General features: G+C 61.8%; 19 protein-coding genes. 18 read left to right on the top strand and 1 reads right to left on the bottom strand.

The window, feature by feature from the left end:
• The first annotated feature begins 15 nt into the window (after window positions 1-15).
• The 9 genes from araH (at window position 16) to AMK00_RS19035 (ending at window position 10500) form a co-directional block, all read left to right on the top strand.
• Complete coding sequence (araH, locus tag AMK00_RS19070) at window positions 16-966, top strand: L-arabinose ABC transporter permease AraH (protein ID WP_064811408.1); 951 nt, start codon at window positions 16-18, stop codon at window positions 964-966.
• Window positions 963-1853, top strand: a complete 891-nt coding sequence (locus AMK00_RS19065; protein WP_064811407.1) for an aldose 1-epimerase — start codon at window positions 963-965, stop codon at window positions 1851-1853. The genes araH and AMK00_RS19065 overlap by 4 nt, the downstream gene beginning before the upstream one ends.
• Window positions 1854-2633, top strand: a complete 780-nt coding sequence (locus AMK00_RS19060; RefSeq protein WP_064811406.1) for an SDR family oxidoreductase — start codon at window positions 1854-1856, stop codon at window positions 2631-2633.
• A 148-nt stretch (window positions 2634-2781) separates the two neighbouring features.
• On the top strand, window positions 2782-3213 hold the full coding sequence (locus tag AMK00_RS19055; protein WP_011426902.1) for an OsmC family protein: 432 nt from the start codon (window positions 2782-2784) through the stop codon (window positions 3211-3213).
• A gap of 230 nt (window positions 3214-3443) precedes the next feature.
• Entirely contained in the window at window positions 3444-4052 is a 609-nt protein-coding gene (locus AMK00_RS19050; RefSeq protein ID WP_064811405.1) for a TetR family transcriptional regulator, read from the top strand.
• A 49-nt stretch (window positions 4053-4101) separates the two neighbouring features.
• Window positions 4102-5241, top strand: coding sequence for an efflux RND transporter periplasmic adaptor subunit (locus AMK00_RS19045; protein WP_064811404.1), 1140 nt, complete (start codon window positions 4102-4104; stop codon window positions 5239-5241).
• Window positions 5242-5264: 23 nt separating this feature from the next.
• The gene (locus tag AMK00_RS19040) at window positions 5265-8408 is read left to right on the top strand and encodes an efflux RND transporter permease subunit (protein ID WP_064811403.1); all 3144 of its coding nucleotides are present in this window, start codon (window positions 5265-5267) and stop codon (window positions 8406-8408) included.
• Window positions 8374-8532 carry a hypothetical protein gene (locus tag AMK00_RS32635; RefSeq protein WP_164517808.1) on the top strand — a complete coding sequence of 53 codons (159 nt, stop codon included), beginning with the start codon at window positions 8374-8376 and terminating at the stop codon, window positions 8530-8532. The genes AMK00_RS19040 and AMK00_RS32635 overlap by 35 nt, the downstream gene beginning before the upstream one ends.
• A 57-nt stretch (window positions 8533-8589) precedes the next feature.
• On the top strand, window positions 8590-10500 hold the full coding sequence (locus AMK00_RS19035) for a beta-N-acetylhexosaminidase (protein ID WP_064811402.1): 1911 nt from the start codon (window positions 8590-8592) through the stop codon (window positions 10498-10500).
• On the opposite strand, the gene AMK00_RS19030 is transcribed toward AMK00_RS19035, so the two are convergent.
• Window positions 10497-11414, bottom strand: coding sequence for an ROK family protein (locus AMK00_RS19030; RefSeq protein WP_064811401.1), 918 nt, complete (start codon window positions 11412-11414; stop codon window positions 10497-10499). The genes AMK00_RS19035 and AMK00_RS19030 overlap by 4 nt on opposite strands.
• Before the next feature lie 306 nt (window positions 11415-11720).
• On the opposite strand from AMK00_RS19030, the gene AMK00_RS19025 reads away from it, so the two are divergent.
• From AMK00_RS19025 to AMK00_RS18985, 9 genes are all read left to right on the top strand, one after another.
• Window positions 11721-12299 (top strand): exopolysaccharide biosynthesis protein, encoded by a 579-nt coding sequence (locus AMK00_RS19025; protein WP_170965855.1) that lies wholly within the window; start codon window positions 11721-11723, stop codon window positions 12297-12299.
• Between the two features lie 112 nt (window positions 12300-12411).
• Window positions 12412-13365, top strand: coding sequence for a sugar-binding transcriptional regulator (locus AMK00_RS19020; protein WP_064805109.1), 954 nt, complete (start codon window positions 12412-12414; stop codon window positions 13363-13365).
• Window positions 13366-13510: 145 nt separating this feature from the next.
• Window positions 13511-14821, top strand: a complete 1311-nt coding sequence (locus AMK00_RS19015) for an ABC transporter substrate-binding protein (protein ID WP_011426894.1) — start codon at window positions 13511-13513, stop codon at window positions 14819-14821.
• Between the two features lie 136 nt (window positions 14822-14957).
• Entirely contained in the window at window positions 14958-15830 is an 873-nt protein-coding gene (locus AMK00_RS19010) for a carbohydrate ABC transporter permease (RefSeq protein ID WP_020922334.1), read from the top strand.
• A gap of 1 nt (window position 15831) precedes the next feature.
• Window positions 15832-16662, top strand: a complete 831-nt coding sequence (locus AMK00_RS19005) for a carbohydrate ABC transporter permease (protein WP_064811400.1) — start codon at window positions 15832-15834, stop codon at window positions 16660-16662.
• Between the two features lie 16 nt (window positions 16663-16678).
• A complete protein-coding gene (locus AMK00_RS19000) occupies window positions 16679-17677 on the top strand; it encodes an ABC transporter ATP-binding protein (RefSeq protein WP_064811399.1) in 999 nt (332 codons plus the stop codon).
• 82 nt (window positions 17678-17759) lie between these two features.
• Complete coding sequence (locus AMK00_RS18995; protein WP_064811398.1) at window positions 17760-19241, top strand: mannitol dehydrogenase family protein; 1482 nt, start codon at window positions 17760-17762, stop codon at window positions 19239-19241.
• Window positions 19242-19338: 97 nt separating this feature from the next.
• Window positions 19339-20028, top strand: coding sequence for an HAD family hydrolase (locus AMK00_RS18990; RefSeq protein WP_064811397.1), 690 nt, complete (start codon window positions 19339-19341; stop codon window positions 20026-20028).
• Entirely contained in the window at window positions 20028-21611 is a 1584-nt protein-coding gene (locus AMK00_RS18985; protein ID WP_064811396.1) for an FGGY-family carbohydrate kinase, read from the top strand. The genes AMK00_RS18990 and AMK00_RS18985 overlap by 1 nt, the downstream gene beginning before the upstream one ends.
• Window positions 21612-21615 lie beyond the last annotated feature (4 nt).

Below are 21615 nucleotides of genomic sequence, written 5' to 3'. Positions count from 1 at the left end.
CTGGGAACATGGGCGATGACTTCGTTGAAAAAAATCCTTCTGGGCGAACAGGGGCTGGTGGTGATTTTCGCCGCCGCCTTCGTGATCGTCTCCCTCTTCGTTCCGAATTTCCTGACCGAGCGGAACATGCTGGGGCTGCTGCAATCGGTCGTCACGATCGGCATCGTCGCCTGCACAATGATGTTCTGCCTGGCGTCCCGCGATTTCGATCTTTCGGTCGGATCGATCGTCGCTTTCTCCGGCATGGCCGCGGTGATGGTCTCGAACGCGACAGGCTCCATTCCCGTCGGTTTGCTGGCCGCCCTGCTCTGCGGCGCCGTCGTCGGTTTCGTCAATGGCATCGTCATCGCCCGGTTCCGCATCAACGCGCTGATCACGACGCTTGCGACCATGCAGATCGTGCGCGGCCTGGCGCTGATCGCTTCGGACGGCCGCGCGGTCGGCATCAACGATCCGGCTTTCTACCAGCTTGCGTTGTCGCGATTCCTCACCGTGCCGACGCCGATCTGGATCATGCTCATCCTTTTCTTCTTCTTCGGCTTCGTGGTCAACCGCACCGTTTTCGGCAAGAACACGCTGGCGATCGGCGGCAATCCCGAAGCTTCGCGGCTTGCCGGCGTCAACGTCGTCACCATGCGGATCTGGATCTTTGCCCTGCAGGGTCTCGTCTGCGGCATTGCCGGCATCCTGCTTGCCTCGCGCATCACTTCCGGCCAGCCGAATGCGGCGACGGGGCTCGAACTCTCGGTGATTTCGGCCTGCGTCCTCGGCGGCGTTTCGCTGGCCGGCGGCCGGGCGGCAATGAGCGGTGTCATCGTCGGGGTGCTGATCATGGGCATTGCCGAAAACGTTATGAACCTGCTGAATATTCAGGCATTCTATCAGTATGTCGTGCGCGGGCTGATCCTGCTGATCGCCGTGTTGCTCGACAATTTGAGATCTTCGGCTGCGGGGCGACGCGGATGAGCCATGAGCGGGCAGGGGACGAAATCGAACTGAGGCACGGCGACCTCGCCGTTCGGGTCAGCCGCCGGGGTGCTGCCGTCACCGCCGCGACCTATCGGGAGACGCCCTTTCTCGTCGCGGCCGGCGGGCCGGATGGTGTTATGGCGAATTTTGCGATGGTGCCGTTCGGCAATCGTGTGGAACGCAATGCCATGTCCTTTGCCGGACGTGCCTATACCTTCCAGCCGAATACTTCCGATCCGCTCTATCGGCACGGCGACGGCTGGCTCGGCTTCTGGCAGCTGGACGAGGCCAGCGTGGAGCATGCGAAGTTCTCCTTTTCCCGCATCGCCGACAAGGTTTCACCTTATGCCTATCTGACCCGGCAGCAGATCCGTGTCGCCGGCGATAGCCTGGTGCTGACGCTTTCCGTGGAAAACCGGGGCGAAACCACGCTTCCCTTCGGATTGGGTCAACATCCTTTCTTTGTTCGGACGCCGGAGACGAAGCTGACGATTGCGGCCGACCGCTACTGGAACGAGCGGCCCGACCATCTTCCCGATGTGCCCGGCCCTGTGCCTGACGATTTCGATTTCAGGTCCGGCAAACTGTTGCCGCAGAAATGGATGAACAATGCCTTCGAAGGCTGGAACAGGCGGGCGGCAATCGCCTGGCCGGAGCTAGGAATTCAGGCGGCGCTGAAAGCCGAGGGCGCGCTTGACCGCTTCATGCTCTATATGCCGACCGACCGGAACGACTTCTTCTGTCTCGAGCCGATGAGCCACCTTCCGAACGGCCATCACCTGCCCGAATTCGGCGGGCTGACGCCGCTTGCGCCGGGTGAAGCCTTTGCCGGCAAGGTGACGATCGATCTGTCGGCGCTGCCGCTTCCATCGGAGGGGAGATAGATGAGCGATCGCCTGCAAGGCAAAAATATTCTGATCACCGGCGCTGCGCAGGGTATCGGCCTTGCGATCGCCAGGGCATTCCTCAGGGAGAATGCTGCGGTCTATCTCGTCGATCGCGATGGAGCGCTGCTGGCGCAGGCAGCGGCAGAACTCGCAAGCACCGGCGGCCAGGTTGGTTATCTGCCGGCCGACATAACCGATGCCGGGACGATCACCAGGGCGGTTGCTCATGCGAACGACGAGATCGGCCCATTGAATGCGCTCGTCAACAATGCCGGGGTCAATGTCTTTGCCGAACCGCTCCATACGACCGACGAGGAGTGGAGCCGCTGCTTCGATATCAATCTGAAGGGAGCATGGAATTGCTGCAAGGCGGTGCTGCCCGGGTTTATCGAGCGCGGCGGCGGCGTCATCCTCAACATCGCCTCCACGCACGCCTTCACGATCATTCCGCACACCTTTCCCTATCCGCTGGCCAAACATGCGCTGCTCGGCATGACGAAATCCCTGGGGCTGGAGTACGCGCCCCGCAATATCCGGGTCAACGCTCTGGCGCCGGGCTATGTCTCGACGCAGAAGGTGATCGACTATTGGAACAGCTTCCCCGATCCTGAGGCCGCCAAGGCCGAGACGATGAAGCTGCATCCCGGCGGGCGGATCGCAACGCCGGAAGAGATCGCCATGGCGGCGGTGTTCATGATCTCCGACGAATGCCCGTTCATGAACGCCACCTGCCTGACGATCGACGGCGGTCTCGGCGTGCAGCAGCATCCCGCCTGAAAGGGCTTTCTATTCCGCCGATTTTTACGAGCCTGTCGTCTTCTCAGGATAGAGCGTTATATTGTCTCGCGGGGAGCCTATCCAATCTCCCTCAGGCATGGAGCGGCGCCCTGCCGCTTCCTCAAAACCATCGAAACAGGAGGACGGCATGCAGATCAATCGCACGGCTTCGGCTCATTGGAGCGGCGGCCTCAAGGACGGCAAGGGCCTGATCTCGACTCAGAGCGGCGCCCTGACAGACTATCCCTACGGCTTTGCCAGCCGCTTCGAAGGTATTCCCGGCACCAATCCGGAAGAGCTGATCGGTGCTGCCCATGCCGGCTGCTTCACCATGGCGCTGTCGCTCATCCTCGGCGAAGCCGGTTTCACCGCCGAGCATATGGAAACCTCCGCCAAGGTGACGCTCGAAAGCGTCGAGGGCGGCTTTGCCGTCACCGCCATCCATCTTTCGCTCTCCGGCCGCATCCCCGGCGCCGACGAGGCGACCTTTACCGAACTCGCCAATAAGGCGAAGGCCGGCTGCCCGATTTCCAAGGCGCTCGCCGCCGTTCCGATTACGCTTGACGTCAAGCTCGCTTAATCCCTCTGCCGCCGACGAGGTGCCGCGCTCATCTGTCGCGGCACTTTCGCCTTCGCTGGCGCTTATCTTCACCCTTCCGAAACTTCGCTATGTTTGATGCAGCTTTGCTACTCCGATGGCAGGAGCTCTCGCGGCGCATTCGAGCGCCTGTAACTTGACAAATGACGGCTGATATTTTACGACTGACGAAATTCAAAAATCGTCAGTCGTAATTCGGGCGCCGAAAAACCATGAACGACATCACGGAAAATACACTCGACGTCACGCGGCAGGAGAATGTCACGCGCATTCTCGATGCGGCCGAGCGGCTGTTTCGCCACTATGGCTACAGCAAGACAACGGTGGCCGACATTGCCCGCGATCTCGGCATGTCGCCAGCCAATATCTATCGGTTCTTCGCTTCCAAGGTGGAAATCCACCAGGCCCTTTGCGGGCGCATGCTCGCGACCGCATATCAGATCGCCTACGACATCCGCCATCAGCCGGTTAGCGCCAGCGAGCGGCTGCGTCGTTATGTCAAGACCCAGCATCAGTTGACGCTCGATCTGATGCTCGACGAGATGAAGGTGCACGAGATGATCATCGTCGCGATCGAACGCGACTGGCATGTCATCGAGAAACATATCGATCGCGTCCATGATCTGATTGCCGAAATCATCGCCGAAGGCATTGCGTCAGGCGAGTTTGCCGAGCAGGACCCGGTCGTCGCCTCGCGCTGTTTCGGCGCGGCGACGATCAATCTCTGTCATCCGCAGATGGTGGCGCAATGTCTTGCCAAAACCAACCGCGCAAGCGTCGACGAACTGATCGACTACGTCATCAGGGCGCTCAAGAAATAACCGACGGCAGCCGTCGTCGATCCCCCGAAACATTCCAGGAGTGCGGAAGATGTTTTCGCTCAAGACCCTCAGCAATCGCATGCCGTCCGTTGCCAGCCTCGCGCTCGTCGGCGCCATCGGCATCGGCCTTTCCGCCTGCTCGGAGGAAAAAGCTGAGGTCAAGGAAGTCATCCGGCCGGTGAAGGTCGTCGAGATCGCCAAGGCCGATGATACGCGCAAGCTCGATTATTCAGGGTCGGTCAAGGCGCGCACGGAGATGAACCTCGGCTTCCGGGTGGCGGGCAAGATCACCGAGCGTCTCGTCGATATTGGTGATCGGGTGACGCCCGGCGACGTTCTCGCCCGCGTCGACGCCACCGACTATCAGCTCGCGGTCAAGACGGCGGAGGCCAATCTCGCAGCTGCGGAAAGGGGCGTCGAAACCGCCGATCTCGCCAACAAGCGCGCCGAGCAGCTGTTCGACAAGAGCGTCGCCCCGAAGTCGCAGCTCGAACAGGCCGCGCTCAGCCATGACCAGGCGATCTCGCAGCGCGACGCAGCGCTCTCGGCGCTGGACCAGGCGAAGAACCAGGTGAGCTATACCGAGCTTAAGGCCGGGCAGAATGGCATCGTGACATCGATCAATGCCGATATCGGCCAGGTCGTCGGCTCCGGCAGCCCCGTCGTCACCGTTGCCGTCGACGGCGAGAAGGAAGTGCAGATCGCGGTTCCGGAAAACGACGTTGCCGAATTCAAGCCCGGCAAGACGGTCAAGGCCAGTTTCTGGGCGGACGACAGGCTGGTGCTCGACGGCAAGGTGCGGGAGGTTTCCGGCAGCGCCGACCAGCAGTCGCGCACCTTTGCAGTTCGCGTGAGCCTGCCGAACGATCCTCGCGTGTGGCTCGGCATGACCGCGACGATCGAAGCCGATGTCAACAACGATAACAGCTATGTCTCGATCCCGCTCACCGCGCTGGCCGAGAAGGACGGCAAGCAAATGGTCTGGACGGTCGACCGCGACACGGCGATGGTACATGGCCGCGATATCAAGGTCGCCGATTTTACCGGCGACGGCGTGCATGTGACCGAGGGCCTCGATAGCGGCGATCTCGTCGTTGCCGCCGGCACCCAGTTCATGAGCGAGAACCTGAAGGTGAAGGTGCCGGATCAGCAATCGGCCCTGGTTGATACGGATCAGACCGTGCGCTGACCGCGTCGAAAGGAAACAAGACCATGGACGCAAACACCGAGAAGCGGCCCTTCAATCTATCGCGCTGGGCGATCGGACATCCGAGCATCGCGCGCTTCCTCTTCGGACTGATCATCATCACCGGTGTGCTCGGCCTGATGCGCATGGGCCAGCGCGAGGATCCCGAATTCACCTTCCGCGTCATGGTCGTCCAGGCGATCTGGCCAGGCGCTTCCATCCAGGAAATGGAAGATCAAGTCGTCAACAAGATCGAGCGCAAGCTGCAGGAGACGCCGCATATCGACTGGGTCAAGTCCTATACGCGGGCGGGCAGCGCCATCATCACCCTGCAGGTCAAGGGCGACACGAATTCGAGGGACGTGGCGGATGCCTTCTACCAGGTGCGCAAGAAGGTCGGCGACATCTCCAGCGAACTGCCGCAGGGGCTGCTCGGTCCCTATTTCAACGACGAATTCGGCGATACTTTCATCACGCTGCATTCGATCAGCGGTGAGGGTTATTCCTATCCAGAACTGAAGAAATTCGCGATCCAGGCGCGCGACATGCTGCTGACGACACCGGGCGTCGAGAAGGCCGTCATCATCGGCGACCAGCCTGAGAAGATCTATATCGACGTCTCGTCCAAGGCGCTTGCCGAGCGCGGCCTGACGATCCTCGACCTGCAGAACGCCATCAAGGGCCAGAACAATGTCGATCCGGCAGGCTCGGTCGATACCGGCCTGCGCTCGGTGCGCATTTCGGTCGAAGGCGACATGAAGAAGGTGGCCGATATCCGCGATCTCAGCCTTCGCGCCGGCGGCCAGGTGACCCGCCTCGGCGATATCGCCACCGTCAGTTCCGGGCTCGAGGATCCCTATCAGCGCAAGTACCGCTTCAACGGCCATGACAGCGTTCAGGTCGGCGTTGTCATGGCCAAAGGCTTCAACGTCACCGACGTCGGCAAGGGCGTCGAGGCAACCTATCAGCGCTTCGAAGAAGCACTGCCTTACGGTGTTGCGGTCGACCAGATCGCCAACCAGCCCGACGTCGTGACGGACGCGATCAGCGAATTCATGCATGCACTCGGCGAAGCTCTTGTCATCGTGCTTGTCGTCTCGTTCCTGTCGATCGGCTGGCGCTCTGGCCTCGTCATTGCCATCGCCATTCCGCTCGTGCTCGCCGCCACTTTCGCGCTGATGTACGAACTCAGCATCGACCTGCAGCGCATCTCGCTCGGCGCGCTGATCATTGCGCTCGGCCTGCTGGTCGACGATGCGATGATCGTCGTCGAAATGATGGAGCGAAAGCTGGAGGAGGGGCTGGTCAAGATCGAGGCGGCAAGTTTTGCCTATTCCTCGACCGCCTTCCCGATGCTGACTGGCACACTCATCACCACGGCCGGTTTCATTCCCGTCGGTTTCGCCGCATCGACCGCGGGCGAATATGTGCGCTCGCTGTTCTACGTCGTCGGCATCGCGCTGGTTACCTCGTGGTTCGTCGCGGTCTATTTCACGCCGTGGCTCGGCTACATGATCCTCAAGCAGCGCCATCATGCCGGCGAGCATCACGATGCTTTCGACACCCGCTTTTACCGCCGGCTGCGCGGTACGGTCGGCTGGGCGGTTCGCCATCGGGTCATCGTCCTGCTGTTGACGCTCGGGACCTTCGTTACCAGCCTCTGGGCCTTCCAGTTCATTCCGCAGAATTTCTTCCCGCAGTCGTCGCGGCCTGAGATTCTCGTCGATCTGTGGCTGCCCGAGGGCACCAGCATTAAAGAAGTCGAGGTGCAGGCAAAGGCGCTCGAAGCGAAGATGATGGATGATCCCGACAAGCGGTTCATCGCCACCTATATCGGCGAAGGCGCACCGCGCTTCTTCCTGCCGCTCGATCAGCAGCTGCGCAATCCGAATTTCGCCCAGCTGCTCGTCATGGCCAAGGACGAACCGGCGCGCGAACGCTTGATCGTCAAGCTGCGCACCATTCTTGCCGAAGACTTCCCATCGATCCGCGGCAAGGTCGACCGCCTGTTCCTCGGTCCGCCCACTGGCTGGCCGGTGCAGATGCGCATCATGGGACCTGACCGCCAGGAGGTGCGAGCGATCGCCGATCAGGTGAAGGCGCGGTTTACGGCCAACCCGATGCTCGGAGCCATCCACGACGACTGGCTGGAGCCGGTGCCGGCGATGAAACTGGTGATCGACCAGGATCGCGCCCGGGCGCTTGGTGTGACCTCGCAGCGCGTGCGTCAGATGCTGCAAACCGCCATGTCCGGGGCGCCGCTCGACGATTTCCGTGACGGCGAGGAGACGGTCTCGATCGTCGTCCGCGAGCCGGACGCCAGCCGCTCGCTGCTGTCGGCGGTGAATTCCGTCTATGTCCCGACGGATTTCGGCGGCTTCGTGCCGGTCTCGCAGGTCGCCAAGGTCGTGCCCGTGATGGAGCAGGGCATCGAATGGCGGCGCGACCGGCTGCCGACGATCACCGTGCGCGCGACGCTGCCCGATGGCGTGCAGCCGAACGACGTCGTGATGAAGATGTATGCCGACATGAAGGACCTGCGCGACAGTCTGCCGGCCGGCTATAATGTCGAGGTCCAGGGCGGCGCCGAGGATGCGGCGGAAAGCCAGATGTCGATCGCCGCCAAGGCGCCGATCATGCTCGCCGTCATCATCGTGCTGCTGATGGTGCAGCTGCAGCATTTCGGCAAGGCGATGCTGGTGCTCGCCACCGGGCCGCTCGGCATCATCGGGGCGGCGGCCGCCCTGCTGATCAGCGGCGCGCCTTTCGGCTTCGTGGCGATCCTCGGCGTCATCGCGCTGCTCGGCATCATCATGCGCAATTCGATCATCCTGGTCGACCAGATCGACCAGGACATCAAGGCCGGCATGCACCGGCAGGAAGCGATCGTCGGTGCGGCCGTTCGGCGTTTCCGGCCGATCATGCTGACGGCGCTGACCGCCGTGCTGGCGCTGATCCCGATCTCGCGCGGCGTCTTCTGGGGTCCGCTCGCCTTCGCAATGATGGGCGGCATCCTGGTTGCGACAGTGCTCACCATTCTGGTTCTGCCCGCCGGTTACGCCCTTTTCTTCGGCCGCGAGCCGAAGGCAAAGGACGAGCCACGCCGGGATGCCGACGCCATCCAGGAAGAGGCGGATGACAGAGATCCGCCGGCGTTGGCAGCCGAGTGAGGACGGCGCGGCGAAAGCCGCGCCGTTTTCCTTGCAAGTCGCAATCTCGCGAATTCTCATCATTGTCCGCTTCGCCTCGACTCGCGCCGATTCCATTGCTGCCTGGAAAAAGCTAAGCTTTTGAAAGCACGCCGGGGCGCTAACGTGATCTCGGCCGTCCATTGACAGCGGAGGCGCGACCATGGCCGATTATCGTCTGGAAACAAGCTGGCGCCCCGTCGAAAGCAGTTTCGGGCGCTTGACTTTCACGCTCTTTAATCTTTCAGCCGAGCCGCTTTCCGGCTTCTCGCTCGCCTATACGTCGGAGACGCGGGTTGCCGACAAATGTGTCTGCGATGGTGGCAGCCTGATGCGACAAGTCGCGCATCTGCATGAGTTCCGGCCGCCAGACGGGCTGAGCGTGCCGCCGGGCGGCCACTGGCGGTTCACCGTCGAGGGGCTGACCCGAGAACCGAAACATGTGACATCAGGGGTCAAATCGGCCTATCTGACACTTGGCGACGGGCGCCATGTTCCTGTCGGTTTCGGCGATCTCCTTCTCGAAGGCCGGGATGGCGGCATTTCGCTGCCGCTTCTGCCGCCGGGCCGGGTGGAGGAGCCTTATTCGCTGCTGCCCTGGCCGCTGGCGCTCGCGCTGAAGTCGGGAGAGCTGCCGGTCGTTCTTTATCCGGCCGAGAGCACACGACCCGAAGCGGTCAAGGCATTGTCCCTGGTTCTTTCGCTTTACCAGCGGCTCTATCCGGCCGAAAACGTGCCGTTTTCGCTCTGTGGCGTAAAGGGCGGGCGCGCTATTCGTTTCGTCACCGAATCATCGATCGCTGCGCTCGCCTATGAAATACGATTTACCGCGCATGAGGTCGTGCTCTCCAGCGCGGATGCGACGGGTCGGCACTATGGCCTGATCAGTCTGGCGCATCTTATGCACGGCGCGCATGCCGATGGGGAGAGCTTCAGATTTCCTGATTTCGGCACGATCGCCGACCAGCCGCGTTATGACTGGCGCGGCTGCCATCTCGATGTGGCCAGACAGTTCCATCCGGTGGCTGACGTCATGCGGCTGATCGATATCCTCGCCTGGAACAAGCTCAACATCTTCCATTGGCATCTGACCGACGACGAAGCCTGGCGGCTGGAGATCAAGGCCTATCCCCAGCTTACGGAGATCGGCGCGCGGCATGGCCCGGACGAGGTGCTCGTGCCGCAGCTTGGTGACGGGGCGGAACCGCGCTCCGGCCATTACACGCAGGAGGACGTCAGGCGGATCGTCGCGCATGCCGCCGCGCTGCATATCGAGGTAGTGCCGGAAATCGACGTTCCCGGCCACAGCACCGCGACGCTGTTCTCGCTGCCCGCGCTCGTCGACGGGCAGGAGGCGCCGGACAGCTATCGCGCCGTCCAGGGTTATCTCAACAATGCCCTCAACCCGGCGGTCGAATTCACCTATGAATTTCTCGGCAAGGTGTTCGACGAGATGGTCACGCTGTTTCCCGGTGAATATATTCATATCGGCGGCGACGAGGTCGCAAGTGGCGCCTGGCTTTCGTCGCCGCTTTGCAAGGCGCTGATGGAGCGGGAGAAAATTGCCGGCACGGCCGAGCTGCAATCCTATTTCCTGAAACGGATCAAGGCCATGTTGTCGGAGCGCGGCAAGAAGCTCGCCGGCTGGAACGAGGTCTCACATGGTGGCGGCATCGACCGCGACGGCACTTTGCTGATGGCCTGGGAGAAGCCCGCTGTCGGCCTCGCGCTGGCGCAGCAAGGTTACGATGTGGTGATGACGCCGGGCCAGGCCTATTATCTCGACATGGCGCAGGCGGAAGCCTGGGATGAGCCCGGTGCGAGCTGGGCGGGCCACGCACCGCCGGAACATACCTATGCTTACGAGGCCGAAGGCGAGTTGTCGGAAGCGCTACGGGACAACGTGCGTGGGGTTCAGGCCTGCATCTGGACCGAAAATTTCCTTTCTCGCGCCTACTTCAATCGGCTGGTCTTCCCGCGCCTTCCTGCAGTCGCGGAAGCCGGATGGACCCCATTGGAACGCAAAGACTGGAACCGGTTCGCAGCGATCGTGCGGATGTGGCCGGTGCTTTAGGATGCAGCGGCATCGGCTTTCAGTCCCAGCAGCGCTGCGCCGATCAGGCCGGGTTCGATGCGACATTCGCTCGGCACCACCAGCGGACGGTCGAACTTGCGCAGGATGCGGGTACGCACCGCCTGGTCGAGCTCAGCGAGCAGCGGCGCGACATTGGAAAGCCCGCCGCCGACCGGCACGATGGTCGCGCCTGTTATGTTGACCGTCAGGGCGAGTGGCGAGGCGACGAGATCGACATAGACGTCGATGGTGCGCGTCGCCTTCTCCTCGCCGCGCCGCCACTGATCGATGATCTCTTCGCTCGTACGGTCGAGATCATGCAGCGTCTTGTGCAGGCGCTCCAGGCCGCGGGCGCCGCCGACGGTGTCGACACAGCCCTTCTGGCCGCAGCCGCAGGCATAGGCGGGAATGGCGACGGGCGGATTGCCGGCCGCCGATGCGATGATCGGGCCATGACCCCATTCGCCGGCAAAGCCTCCGGCTTCGTTGACAAGGCGCCCGTCGGCGACCAGGCCGCCGCCGACGCCGGTGCCGAGGATGGCGCCGAACACGATACGGTGGCCGCGGCCGGCGCCGAGACCGGCTTCAGCCATGGCGAAACAGTCAGCGTCATTGGCGATCAAAACAGGCAGAGCAAGTTCGGCTTCGAGGTCGGCTGCGAGCGTGCGGCCGTGGATGCAGGGAATGTTGGCGCAGGTCAGCCGCTGGGTATCGGGATCGACGACGCCGGCGATCGACAGAGCAACGCGGCTCGGCTGTTCGCCGATTTCGGCGATGATGTCGCGCAGGGTCTCGACGAAAGCGGCAAAATCATCCTTCGGCGTCGGCCGGCGGCCGAGGGGGACGATGTCTGTCTCGGAGCGGGCGATGCCGCCCTTGATGGCGGAGCCGCCAATATCGAAAGAAATAATCATTGCCTGCCTGCCGTTGCTCTGGCCTTCAGCGTCTGCTCGCACTGTTGGCCAAGAATTACAAGCCTTGATGCATCTGCCTGCATTGGCTTGCGGCGCAAAGGAGCGATGGTCGAACTCAAATAGCCGCCGACAGGTCTTCTCATTGATTTCCTGTCCCTTAAGTCATTCAATTGGCATATTGCGCGGCCAAACTCGGACCCTGCACTTCCATCATCTACCGGTATCATGAGCATCGAAAACGCCGATTCCAACAGACGCAGAAGACCCCGTCCGCCACGTCCCAAAGGCCGCCGCCTCTCAGCGGTCCTGCGGCAGCTGGCAGGCGACCGAAGCCGGGAGTGGATTTCGATCGGCGATCTGTTCGAGACGATGGGTGACAGGGCGATCAGTGCTCTAATGCTGATCTTCGCGCTGCCGAACGCCTTTCCGACCCCGCCCGGCACCTCGGCCGTGCTCGGCGCGCCGCTGGTTTTTCTGGCGGTGCAATTGACCTTCGGGCTGAAACCCTGGCTGCCGAAGGCGATCGCAAACCGTTCGATGCGGCGGGAAGACTTCGAGACCATTGTCGGCCGCATCCACCGCTGGCTCGCCTGGGCGGAGCGCATGCTGAAGCCGCGGCTTGCGATCTTCGCCGAGCCGCCGGCGGAATATTTCGCCGGCCTTGCCTGTCTGCTGCTTTCGATCGTGCTCGTTCTGCCGGTTCCGCTCGGCAACATCCTACCGGCAATCACCATTTCGGTGTTCGCTTTCGGCATTATGGGCCGTGACGGGCTCTTCGCGCTCATCGGCTTTATCATGACGACCGTGTCGCTCGTCATTGCCGGCAGTGTGATTTACGGTCTCGCCAAGGCGTCGATTTATTTCGTCATGCAATGGTTCGCCTGAGCGGTGGCGTCAAAGGCTCGACATTTTCGGGAATTTTGTTTTGATCTGGCGCATAGAGACTCACATCAAGCCGGCGGCGGCAAGCCGGCTCATTTTGCGCGGTAGGCAGTAGATGGCAAAAAGATCAGAGACCCCTGCACGGCTCGATGATGCAGCCCGTGCCGGCTGGCTTTATTACGTCGCCGGACGCACGCAGGATGAAATCGCTGCCGCGATGGGCATCTCGCGGCAATCGGCGCAGCGGCTGGTGTCGCTTGCGGTCGCCGAGCGTCTGATCAAAGTGCGGCTCGACCATCCGATCGCTGCCTGCCTCGAGCTTGCCAACCAGCTGCGGCGAAAATTCGGGCTGAAACATGTGGAGGTGGTGCCGAGCGATGCGGGTTCCTCGTCGACCACCGTCGGCATCGCCGAGGCGGGTGCGGCCGAGATCGAGCGCTGGCTGAAGCGGCCGGAACCGATCGTGCTGGCGGTCGGCACCGGCCGCACGCTGAAGGCGGCGGTCGATCAGCTTCCGGCGATCGAATGTCCCAATCACCGGATCGTCTCGTTGACCGGCAATATCGCGCCGGACGGTTCGGCCGCCTATTACAACGTCATCTTCAGCATGGCGGATGCGGTCAAGGCGCGGCACTATCCGATGCCGCTGCCGGTGCTCGTCACCTCGGCCGAAGAACGGGAGCTGCTGCATGGCCAGCAACTGGTGCGCTCGACGCTCGACATGAGCGCGCAGGCAGACGTCACCTTCGTCGGCATCGGCGAGCTCGGCATCGACGGGCCCCTCTGCGTCGACGGCTTTCTCGAGAAGGACGAAATGATGGAGCTTATGCGTGGGGGCGCCGTCGGTGAAATCTGCGGCTGGATCTTCGATGTCGACGGCAAGCTGCTCGACAACCCGATCAACGAGCGCGTCGCCTCGGCGCCGATCCCGTCCCGCGAGGCATCGATGGTCATCGGGCTCGCCAAAGGCAAACGCAAATTCAAGGCGATCAGAGCCGCCGTCGTCGGCCATCAAATCAACGCGCTGATCACCGACGAAGAGACGGCCGAATTTTTGCTCAAAAGCTGAGCAAAAAATATCGCAATTAAATCAAAAGGAAGACCGTTGTCTTCGGCATCGCAGCAACGATTGCCGATTGACTTTTCTTATGAAGTTGTGAGTAATTGCTCATGAGCAAAGCGAATGCTCACATCTCGTCTTCTGGGAGGAAGATATGACATTGAGAACTTTCCTGCTGGGCGCCTGCTCAGCATTGGCGTTTGCCGGCATGGCTTCGGCCGAGACGCTGACAATCGCGACCGTCAACAACGGCGACATGATCCGGATGCAGAAGCTGACGGATGATTTCAAGGCGAAGAATCCCGGCATCGACCTCGAATGGGTCACCCTCGAAGAAAACGTGCTGCGCCAGAAGGTCACAACCGACATCGCGACCAAGGGCGGTCAGTACGACGTTCTGACGATCGGCACCTATGAAGTTCCGATCTGGGCAAAACAGGGCTGGCTGCTGCCGCTCGACAATCTCGGCGCCAATTATGACGTCGACGACCTGCTGCCGGCGATCCGCAGCGGCCTGACCGTGGACGGCAAGCTTTATGCGGCGCCATTCTACGGCGAAAGCTCGATGGTGATGTACCGCAAGGACCTGTTCGACGCCGCCGGGCTGAAGATGCCCGACGCCCCGACCTGGGATTTCATCGCGGACGCAGCCCGCAAGGTCACCAACAAGGACAAGGAAATCTACGGCATCTGCCTGCGTGGAAAGGCCGGCTGGGGCGAGAACATGGCGTTCCTCACGGCCATGTCTAATTCCTTCGGCGCGCGCTGGTTCGACGAGAAGTGGAAGCCGCAGTTCGATCAGCCTGAGTGGAAGGACACGTTGGACTTCTACGTCAAGCTGATGAAGGATGCCGGCCCTCCGGGCGCCTCCTCCAACGGCTTCAACGAGAACCTGGCGCTCTTCCAGACCGGCAAGTGCGGCATGTGGATCGACGCAACGGTTGCCGCTTCCTTCGTCGCCGATCCGAAGCAATCGCAGGTCGCCGATAAGGTCGGCTTTGCGCTCGCCCCGGACAAGGGCCTCGGCAAGCGTGGCAACTGGCTCTGGGCCTGGAGCCTCGCCGTCCCGGCAGGCTCGCAGAAGGTCGAAGCTGCCGAGAAGTTCGTCGCCTGGGCTACGAGCAAGGAATACACCAACCTCGTCGCCGAGAAGGAAGGCTGGCTGAACGCACCTCCGGGCACCCGCAAGTCGCTCTATGCGAACGCGGACTACCAGAAGGCGGCTTCGTTCGCCAAGATGACGCTCGACTCGATCAACTCGGCCGATCCGACCAAGCCGACCGTCAAGCCGGTCCCCTATGTCGGTGTTCAGTTCGTGGCGATCCCGGAATTCCAGGGTATCGGCACGGCTGTAGGCCAGCAGTTCTCGGCAGCCCTTGCCGGCCAGATTTCGGTCGATCAGGCGTTAAAGAGCGCACAGCAGCTGGCAACCCGGGAAATGACCAAGGCGGGCTACATTAAATAAAACCTCCTGAGAAGAGGCGGATCCTTGACAATCCGCCCCTCTGGGCCGCCGATTGCCGAACCGCATCGGCGGCCTCTTTTCCAGATTAAAGCTGCCTTGCGGCCGCTCCCTGCTTCAGATCAGATCGGTGATTGCCATGGCAACAACACATACTCGCTCCGCGGCGCGCCTGATGATTGCGCCCTCCGTGCTGTTCCTCTTTGCGTGGATGATCGTCCCGCTCGCGATGACGATCTATTTCTCGCTGCTGAACTACAATCTGCTCAGCCCCGGCATGGAGAGCTTTGTCGGCCTGCTGAACTACGAATATTTCCTGTCCGATCCGGCCTTCATCGCCGCGCTGATCAATACGCTGCTGCTTGTTGCCGGCGTTCTTGTCGTCACCGTCGTCGGCGGCATCGCCTTTGCACTGCTGCTCGACCAGCCGATGTACGGCCAGGGCATCGTGCGCATCCTTGTCATCGCGCCGTTCTTCGTCATGCCGACAGTGGCTGCACTCGTCTGGAAGAACATGTTCATGAACCCGGTCAACGGCCTGTTTGCGCATCTTGCGAAGGCGCTCGGCCTGCAGCCGATCGACTGGCTGGCGAATGCGCCGCTGGTTTCCGTCATCCTCATCGTCGCCTGGCAATGGCTGCCCTTCGCCACCCTCATCCTGTTGACGGCGCTGCAGTCGCTCGACGAGGAGCAGAAGGAGGCGGCTGAAATGGATGGCGCCGGCGCGATCTCGAAATTCATTTACATCATCCTGCCGCACATGGCGCGCGCCATCACCGTGGTGATCCTGATCCAGACGATCTTCCTGCTTTCGGTCTTCGCCGAAATCCTCGTCACCACCAATGGTGGGCCGGGCACCGACAGCACCAATCTCACCTATCTCGTCTATGCGCAGGCGCTCCTGCAGTTCGATATCGGCGGCGCTTCGGCAGGCGGCATCGTCGCGGTCGTGCTTGCCAATATCGTCGCGATCTTCCTCGTGCGCCTCGTCGGCAAGAATCTGGAGGCTTGAGATGGCCAGAAAAGTCACAACGCAGCACAAGGTCATCGTCACCGCGATTGCCTGGACGCTCGGCATCCTGATCTTCTTCCCGATCCTGTGGACCTTCCTGACGAGCTTCAAGTCGGAAGCCGACGCCATCGCCTCGCCGCCGCAGTTCCTGTTCTTCCACTGGACGATGGAGAACTATACCGAGGTCCAGAGCCGGTCGAACTATCTCAGCCACTTCATGAACTCGGTGATCATATCCTTCGGCTCGACGCTGATCGGCCTGATCATCGCGATCCCGGCCGCCTGGGCGATGGCGTTTTCGCCAACCAAGCGGACCAAGGACGTCTTGATGTGGATGCTCTCGACCAAGATGATGCCGCCTGTGGGCGCGCTGATCCCGATCTATCTGATGTTCCGCAATTCGGGTCTGCTCGACACACGTATCGGGCTGGTGATCGTGCTGACGCTGATCAATCTGCCGATCATCGTCTGGATGCTCTACACCTATTTCAAGGAAATCCCCGGCGAGATTCTCGAGGCGGCCCGCATGGACGGGGCGTCGCTGATGAAGGAGATCGTCTACGTGCTGACGCCGATGGCGGTGCCCGGCATCGCCTCGACACTGCTTCTCAACATCATCCTTGCCTGGAACGAGGCTTTCTGGACGCTCAACCTCACCGCCTCCAAGGCGGCGCCGCTGACCGCCTTCATCGCCTCCTATTCCAGCCCGGAAGGCCTGTTCTACGCCAAGCTCTCGGCGGCATCGACGATGGCGATCGCGCCGATCCTGATCCTCGGCTGGTTCAGCCAGAAACAACTCGTCCGCGGCCTGACCTTCGGCGCAGTGAAATAAGAAAAGGGAGACAAACATGGGCAGCATTACCCTTCAGAAGGTTTCCAAGGTCTTCGGCGAAGCCAAGGTCATCCCCTCGATCGATCTCGACATCAGGGACGGCGAATTCGTCGTCTTCGTCGGCCCGTCGGGCTGTGGCAAGTCCACGCTGCTGAGATTGATCGCCGGCCTCGAGGACGTCTCCGACGGCAAGATCGTCATCGACGGCAAGGACGCCACCGAAAAGGCGCCGTCGGAGCGCGGCCTTGCCATGGTGTTCCAGTCCTATGCGCTTTATCCGCATATGAGCGTGCGCAACAACATCGCCTTCCCCCTGAAGATGGCGGGCGTCGACAAGGCGGAAATCGACCGCAAGGTGACCGACGCCGCCCGCGTGTTGAACCTGACCGACTATCTCGAGCGCAAGCCGCGCCAGCTTTCCGGCGGTCAGCGCCAGCGCGTCGCCATCGGCCGCGCCATCGTGCGCCAGCCTTCGGCCTTCCTCTTCGACGAACCGTTGTCGAACCTCGATGCGGCGCTGCGCGTCAACATGCGCCTCGAAATCAGCGAACTGCATCAACAGCTGAAGACGACGATGATCTACGTCACCCACGACCAGGTCGAGGCCATGACCATGGCCGACAAGATCGTCGTCTTGAACAGGGGCAATATCGAGCAGGTCGGCTCGCCGCTCGAGCTTTACAGCCGCCCGCGCAATCTTTTCGTCGCCGGCTTCATCGGTTCGCCGAAGATGAATTTCATCAAGGGCCAGAACGCGGCCGAGCTCGGCGCGCATACGATCGGCATCCGCCCAGAACATATCCTGCTGTCGATGGAGAGCGGCGACTGGAAGGGCAGGGTCGTGGTCGCCGAGCATCTCGGCTCCGATACCTTCCTGCATATCGAAATCGAGGGGATCGGCATGCTGACGGCGCGCGGCAGCGGCGATTTTGCCGCCAAGGCGGGCGATACCGTCTACCTGACACCGGACCGGTCGCGCATTCACAAATTCAACGAGGGCGGTCTTGCGATCTGAGCAGGCGGCCGGCTGGGGGCAGGCATGCGAGCCGGGCGATGGCGCCCGGCCGTTTGGGCAAGACCTTCAAGAGGACTGAAACATGACGTGCAAATTATCGCTGGCAACGCTTTCGGACGCGGCGCGCACTGCCGCAATCCCTTCCTATGACAGGGCATCGCTGAAAGCCGGCATCGTGCACTTCGGCGTCGGCAACTTCCACCGCGCGCATCAGGCGATCTATCTCGACGATCTCTTCAATCAGGGCGCCGATCACGACTGGGCAATTATTGGTGCCGGCGTTCTGCCATCGGATGCCGCCATGCGCGAGAAGCTTGCGGCGCAAGATTTCCTGACGACGGTGGTGGAGCAGGACAACAACAAGACGGCGGCGCGGGTCACCGCCCCGATGATCGACATTCTGCCTGTCGGCAATCCCGCCGCCGCCATCGCCAGGCTTGCCGATCCCGAGATCCGCATCGTCTCGCTGACCATCACCGAGGGCGGTTATTTCATCGATGCTTCAGGCACGTTCAACCCGGCCCATCCTGCTATCGCCGCCGATGGACAAAATCCCGGTGCGCCGAAGACGGTCTTCGGTCTGATCGTCGCTGGCCTGAAGGCCCGCAAGGACAAGGGCATCGGACCGTTCACCGTGATGTCTTGCGACAACATTCCCCATAATGGCGTCGTCACCGCCAATGCCGTGATCGGCACGGCAGCACTTTCTGATCCCGCCCTTGCCGACTGGATCTTGGCCAACGTCGCCTTCCCAAACGCGATGGTCGACCGCATCACGCCGGCGACCGGCCAGCGGGAGATCGATTTCCTCAGGGACAATTTCGGCATCGAGGACAACTGGCCGGTTTATTGCGAAGAATTCAAGCAGTGGGTGCTCGAAGACAAGTTCACGGCCGGCCGCCCGGCCCTGGAAAAGGTTGGCGTCACCTTCGTTCCGGATGTCACGCCTTACGAGCATATGAAGATCCGCATCCTCAACGGCGGACATGCCGCGATCGCCTATCCGGCGGCGCTGATGGACATTCATTTCGTGCACGACGCCATGGAAGATCCGCTGATCCGGGCTTTCCTGGCCAAGCTCGAGAAGGACGAGATCATTCCGATCGTGCCGCCGGTGCCGAATACCTCGCTGACGGATTATTTTGCTCTCATCGAGCATCGGCTTCTCAATCCGAAGATCGCCGACACCATCCCGCGTCTGGCGCAGGACGGCTCGAACCGCCAGCCGAAATTCATCCTGCCATCGACGCTCGACAATCTGCGCCAGGGCGGGGACGTCATCGGCCTGGCGCTGGTCTCGGCGCTCTGGTGCCGTTATTTCGCCGGCAAGACCGACAGCGGCAAGGATATCGTCTTCAACGACGCCAGCGCCGAGCGCCTGCACGCGGCGGCGCTGAAGGCAAAGGACGATCCGTCGGCCTTCCTCGTCTTCGATGATATTTTCGGCGAGGTGGCGAAATCGGACCTTTTCCGAAAACGTTTCGCTCGTGCTCTTAAAACCTTGTGGGAAAAAGGCACGCGGGAAACGCTGCAGCTCTATCTCGACGGCAAGCTCGCAGTGTAAGGGAATGCGGGTGGCGGCATCGGCTGGCCATCCAATCACGTCTTGCGGTCGAAGCGGGACAATCATGCGTCCGAATTGAAGTCAGGTTGGGTCTTTCATGGCTGATGCTGAACCACGGCTGGTCATTTTCGATTGCGACGGCGTGCTCGTCGACAGCGAACCGATCTCGATCAGCGTACTCGTCCGGGCGATGAGCGATCTCGGGGTTTCAATCACCGAAGACCAGGCCTATGAGCGCTTCCTCGGCCGCAGCCTGGCAACCCTCATCGATACGCTCGAAATCGAGTTCAATATTCACGCCGGCGAGGAATTCCTCGAGCGCATCCGCACCGATCTCTACGCGCGGTTCCGCACCGAGCTGAAGCCGATAGACGGCATCGCGGCGACGATAGACAGGCTCGGCATTCCCTGTTGTGTCGCTTCTTCAAGCCAGATGGAGCGAATCCGGCTGTCGCTTTCTGTTACCGGACTTCTCGACAAACTGCCCGACATCTTCAGCGCCACAATGGTCAAGCGCGGCAAACCGGCCCCCGATCTCTTCCTCCACGCGGCGCGGCAGATGCATGTCGAGCCCGGATCCTGCCTTGTCATCGAGGACAGTCCGGCGGGCATTGCCGCCGCCAAGGCGGCGGGCATGACGGTCTTTGCCTTCACCGGCGGATCGCATGCGAATTTCGCTGGATACCGCGCCGAACTCGACCGACTTTCGCCTGATGTGGTGTTTGACGCCATGCCGGATTTGATACACCTTGTCCGCGACCATAAGCTGGACGGGACTGCGATTTGATGCGTGATCATGTGGTTGCGGTGGATGTCGGCACCGGCAGTGCGCGCGCCGGCGTCTTCGATGCCAGCGGCCGTCTGCTGGCCAAGGCCGAACATCCGATCGTCATGAACCGGCCGCGTGAAAACCACGCTGAGCACGATTCCGAAGACATCTGGTCGGCCGCCTGTACGGCGGTGCGCAGGGCGATGGAGCAATCCGGTATCGCTGCCGCCTCGGTCGGAGCAATCGGCTTCGACGCGACCTGTTCGCTCGTCGTCCGCGACGTCGAAGGCCGGCAGATCAGTGTGTCCACAACAGGCGAGCGGCGTTTCGATACCATCGTGTGGCTCGATCATCGGGCGCTGAAGGAGGCCGACTTCTGCACGGCGACGGAGCACAGGGTGCTCGAACATTCCGGCCACGTCATGTCGCCGGAAATGGAAATGCCGAAGCTAATGTGGCTGAAGAAGAAGCTGCCGGCGACGTGGGAAAAGGCGGGCTATTTCTTCGATCTCGCCGATTTCATGACCTGGAAATCAACTGGGTCGACTGCTCGTTCTCGTTGCACGCTGACGGCAAAATGGAACTATCTCGCCCATCTCGAAAAGGGATGGCAGCAGGATTTCCTGCAGCGGATCGGGCTCGACGATCTTCAGGCCCGCGGCGGGCTGCCGGACGAGACTGTGCCGGTGGGCGGCAGTATAGGCCGGCTGACGGCTGATGCGGCCGAGGCGCTGGGGCTGACAACGGAGTGCCATGTCTCCGCGGGAATGATCGACGCCTATGCCGGGGCACTCGGGGCGCTCGGCGGTTATGCCGCCGATCCCGTAACACGCGAGCGCCAGCTGGCACTGATCGCCGGGACATCGAGCTGCATCGTCGCCTTCTCGCAGGAGTGCAAGCCGAGTCACGGCATGTGGGGGCCTTATTACGAGGTTGTCTTCCCGCAGTCCTGGCTGGTCGAGGCCGGCCAATCTGCGACCGGTGCGCTGCTCGATCATATCGTGCGCATGCATGCGGCCGGCGGTGAGCCGACGGCGGCGCTGCACCGGAAGATCGTCGCGCGCATCGCCGAATTGCGGACAGAGGAGGGCGATGTTTTCGGCGAGCGGATTTTTGTGCTGCCGGATTTTCACGGCAATCGCTCGCCGCTTGCCGATCCGCATGCCGTCGGTGTGATCAGCGGGCTGACGCTCGACACCTCCTTCGACGGGCTCTGCGCGCTCTATTGGCGGTCGGCGGTGGCGATCGCTCTCGGCATCCGCCATATCCTGGAGACGATGAAGGAGTATGGCTACGTGCCCGATACGCTGCATATCGCCGGCGGACACGTCAAGAACCCTGTGCTGATGGAACTCTATAGCGACGCCACCGGCTGTAAGGTCGTGGTGCCGAAGATGAACGAGGCGGTGCTGCTCGGCACGGCGATTGCGGCATCCGTGGCCTGCGGCCTGCATGAGGATCTGGCGGCAGCCGGCGAGGCGATGTATCCGGGCGGCGACGAACGGCTTCCCGACAAGGCGAAACAGGCGCTTTACGACCGCGACTACCGCCGTCTTCTGGCCATGCATCGGCACCGTGCCGAACTGGAAGCGATGTTCTGAAAGC

Origin of the sequence: Rhizobium sp. N621 (assembly GCF_001664325.1) — a bacterium.
Taxonomy (GTDB): domain Bacteria; phylum Pseudomonadota; class Alphaproteobacteria; order Rhizobiales; family Rhizobiaceae; genus Rhizobium; species Rhizobium esperanzae.
The sequence above is the reverse complement of the archived record's forward strand: the minus strand, read 5'-3'. Positions and strand labels throughout refer to the sequence as shown.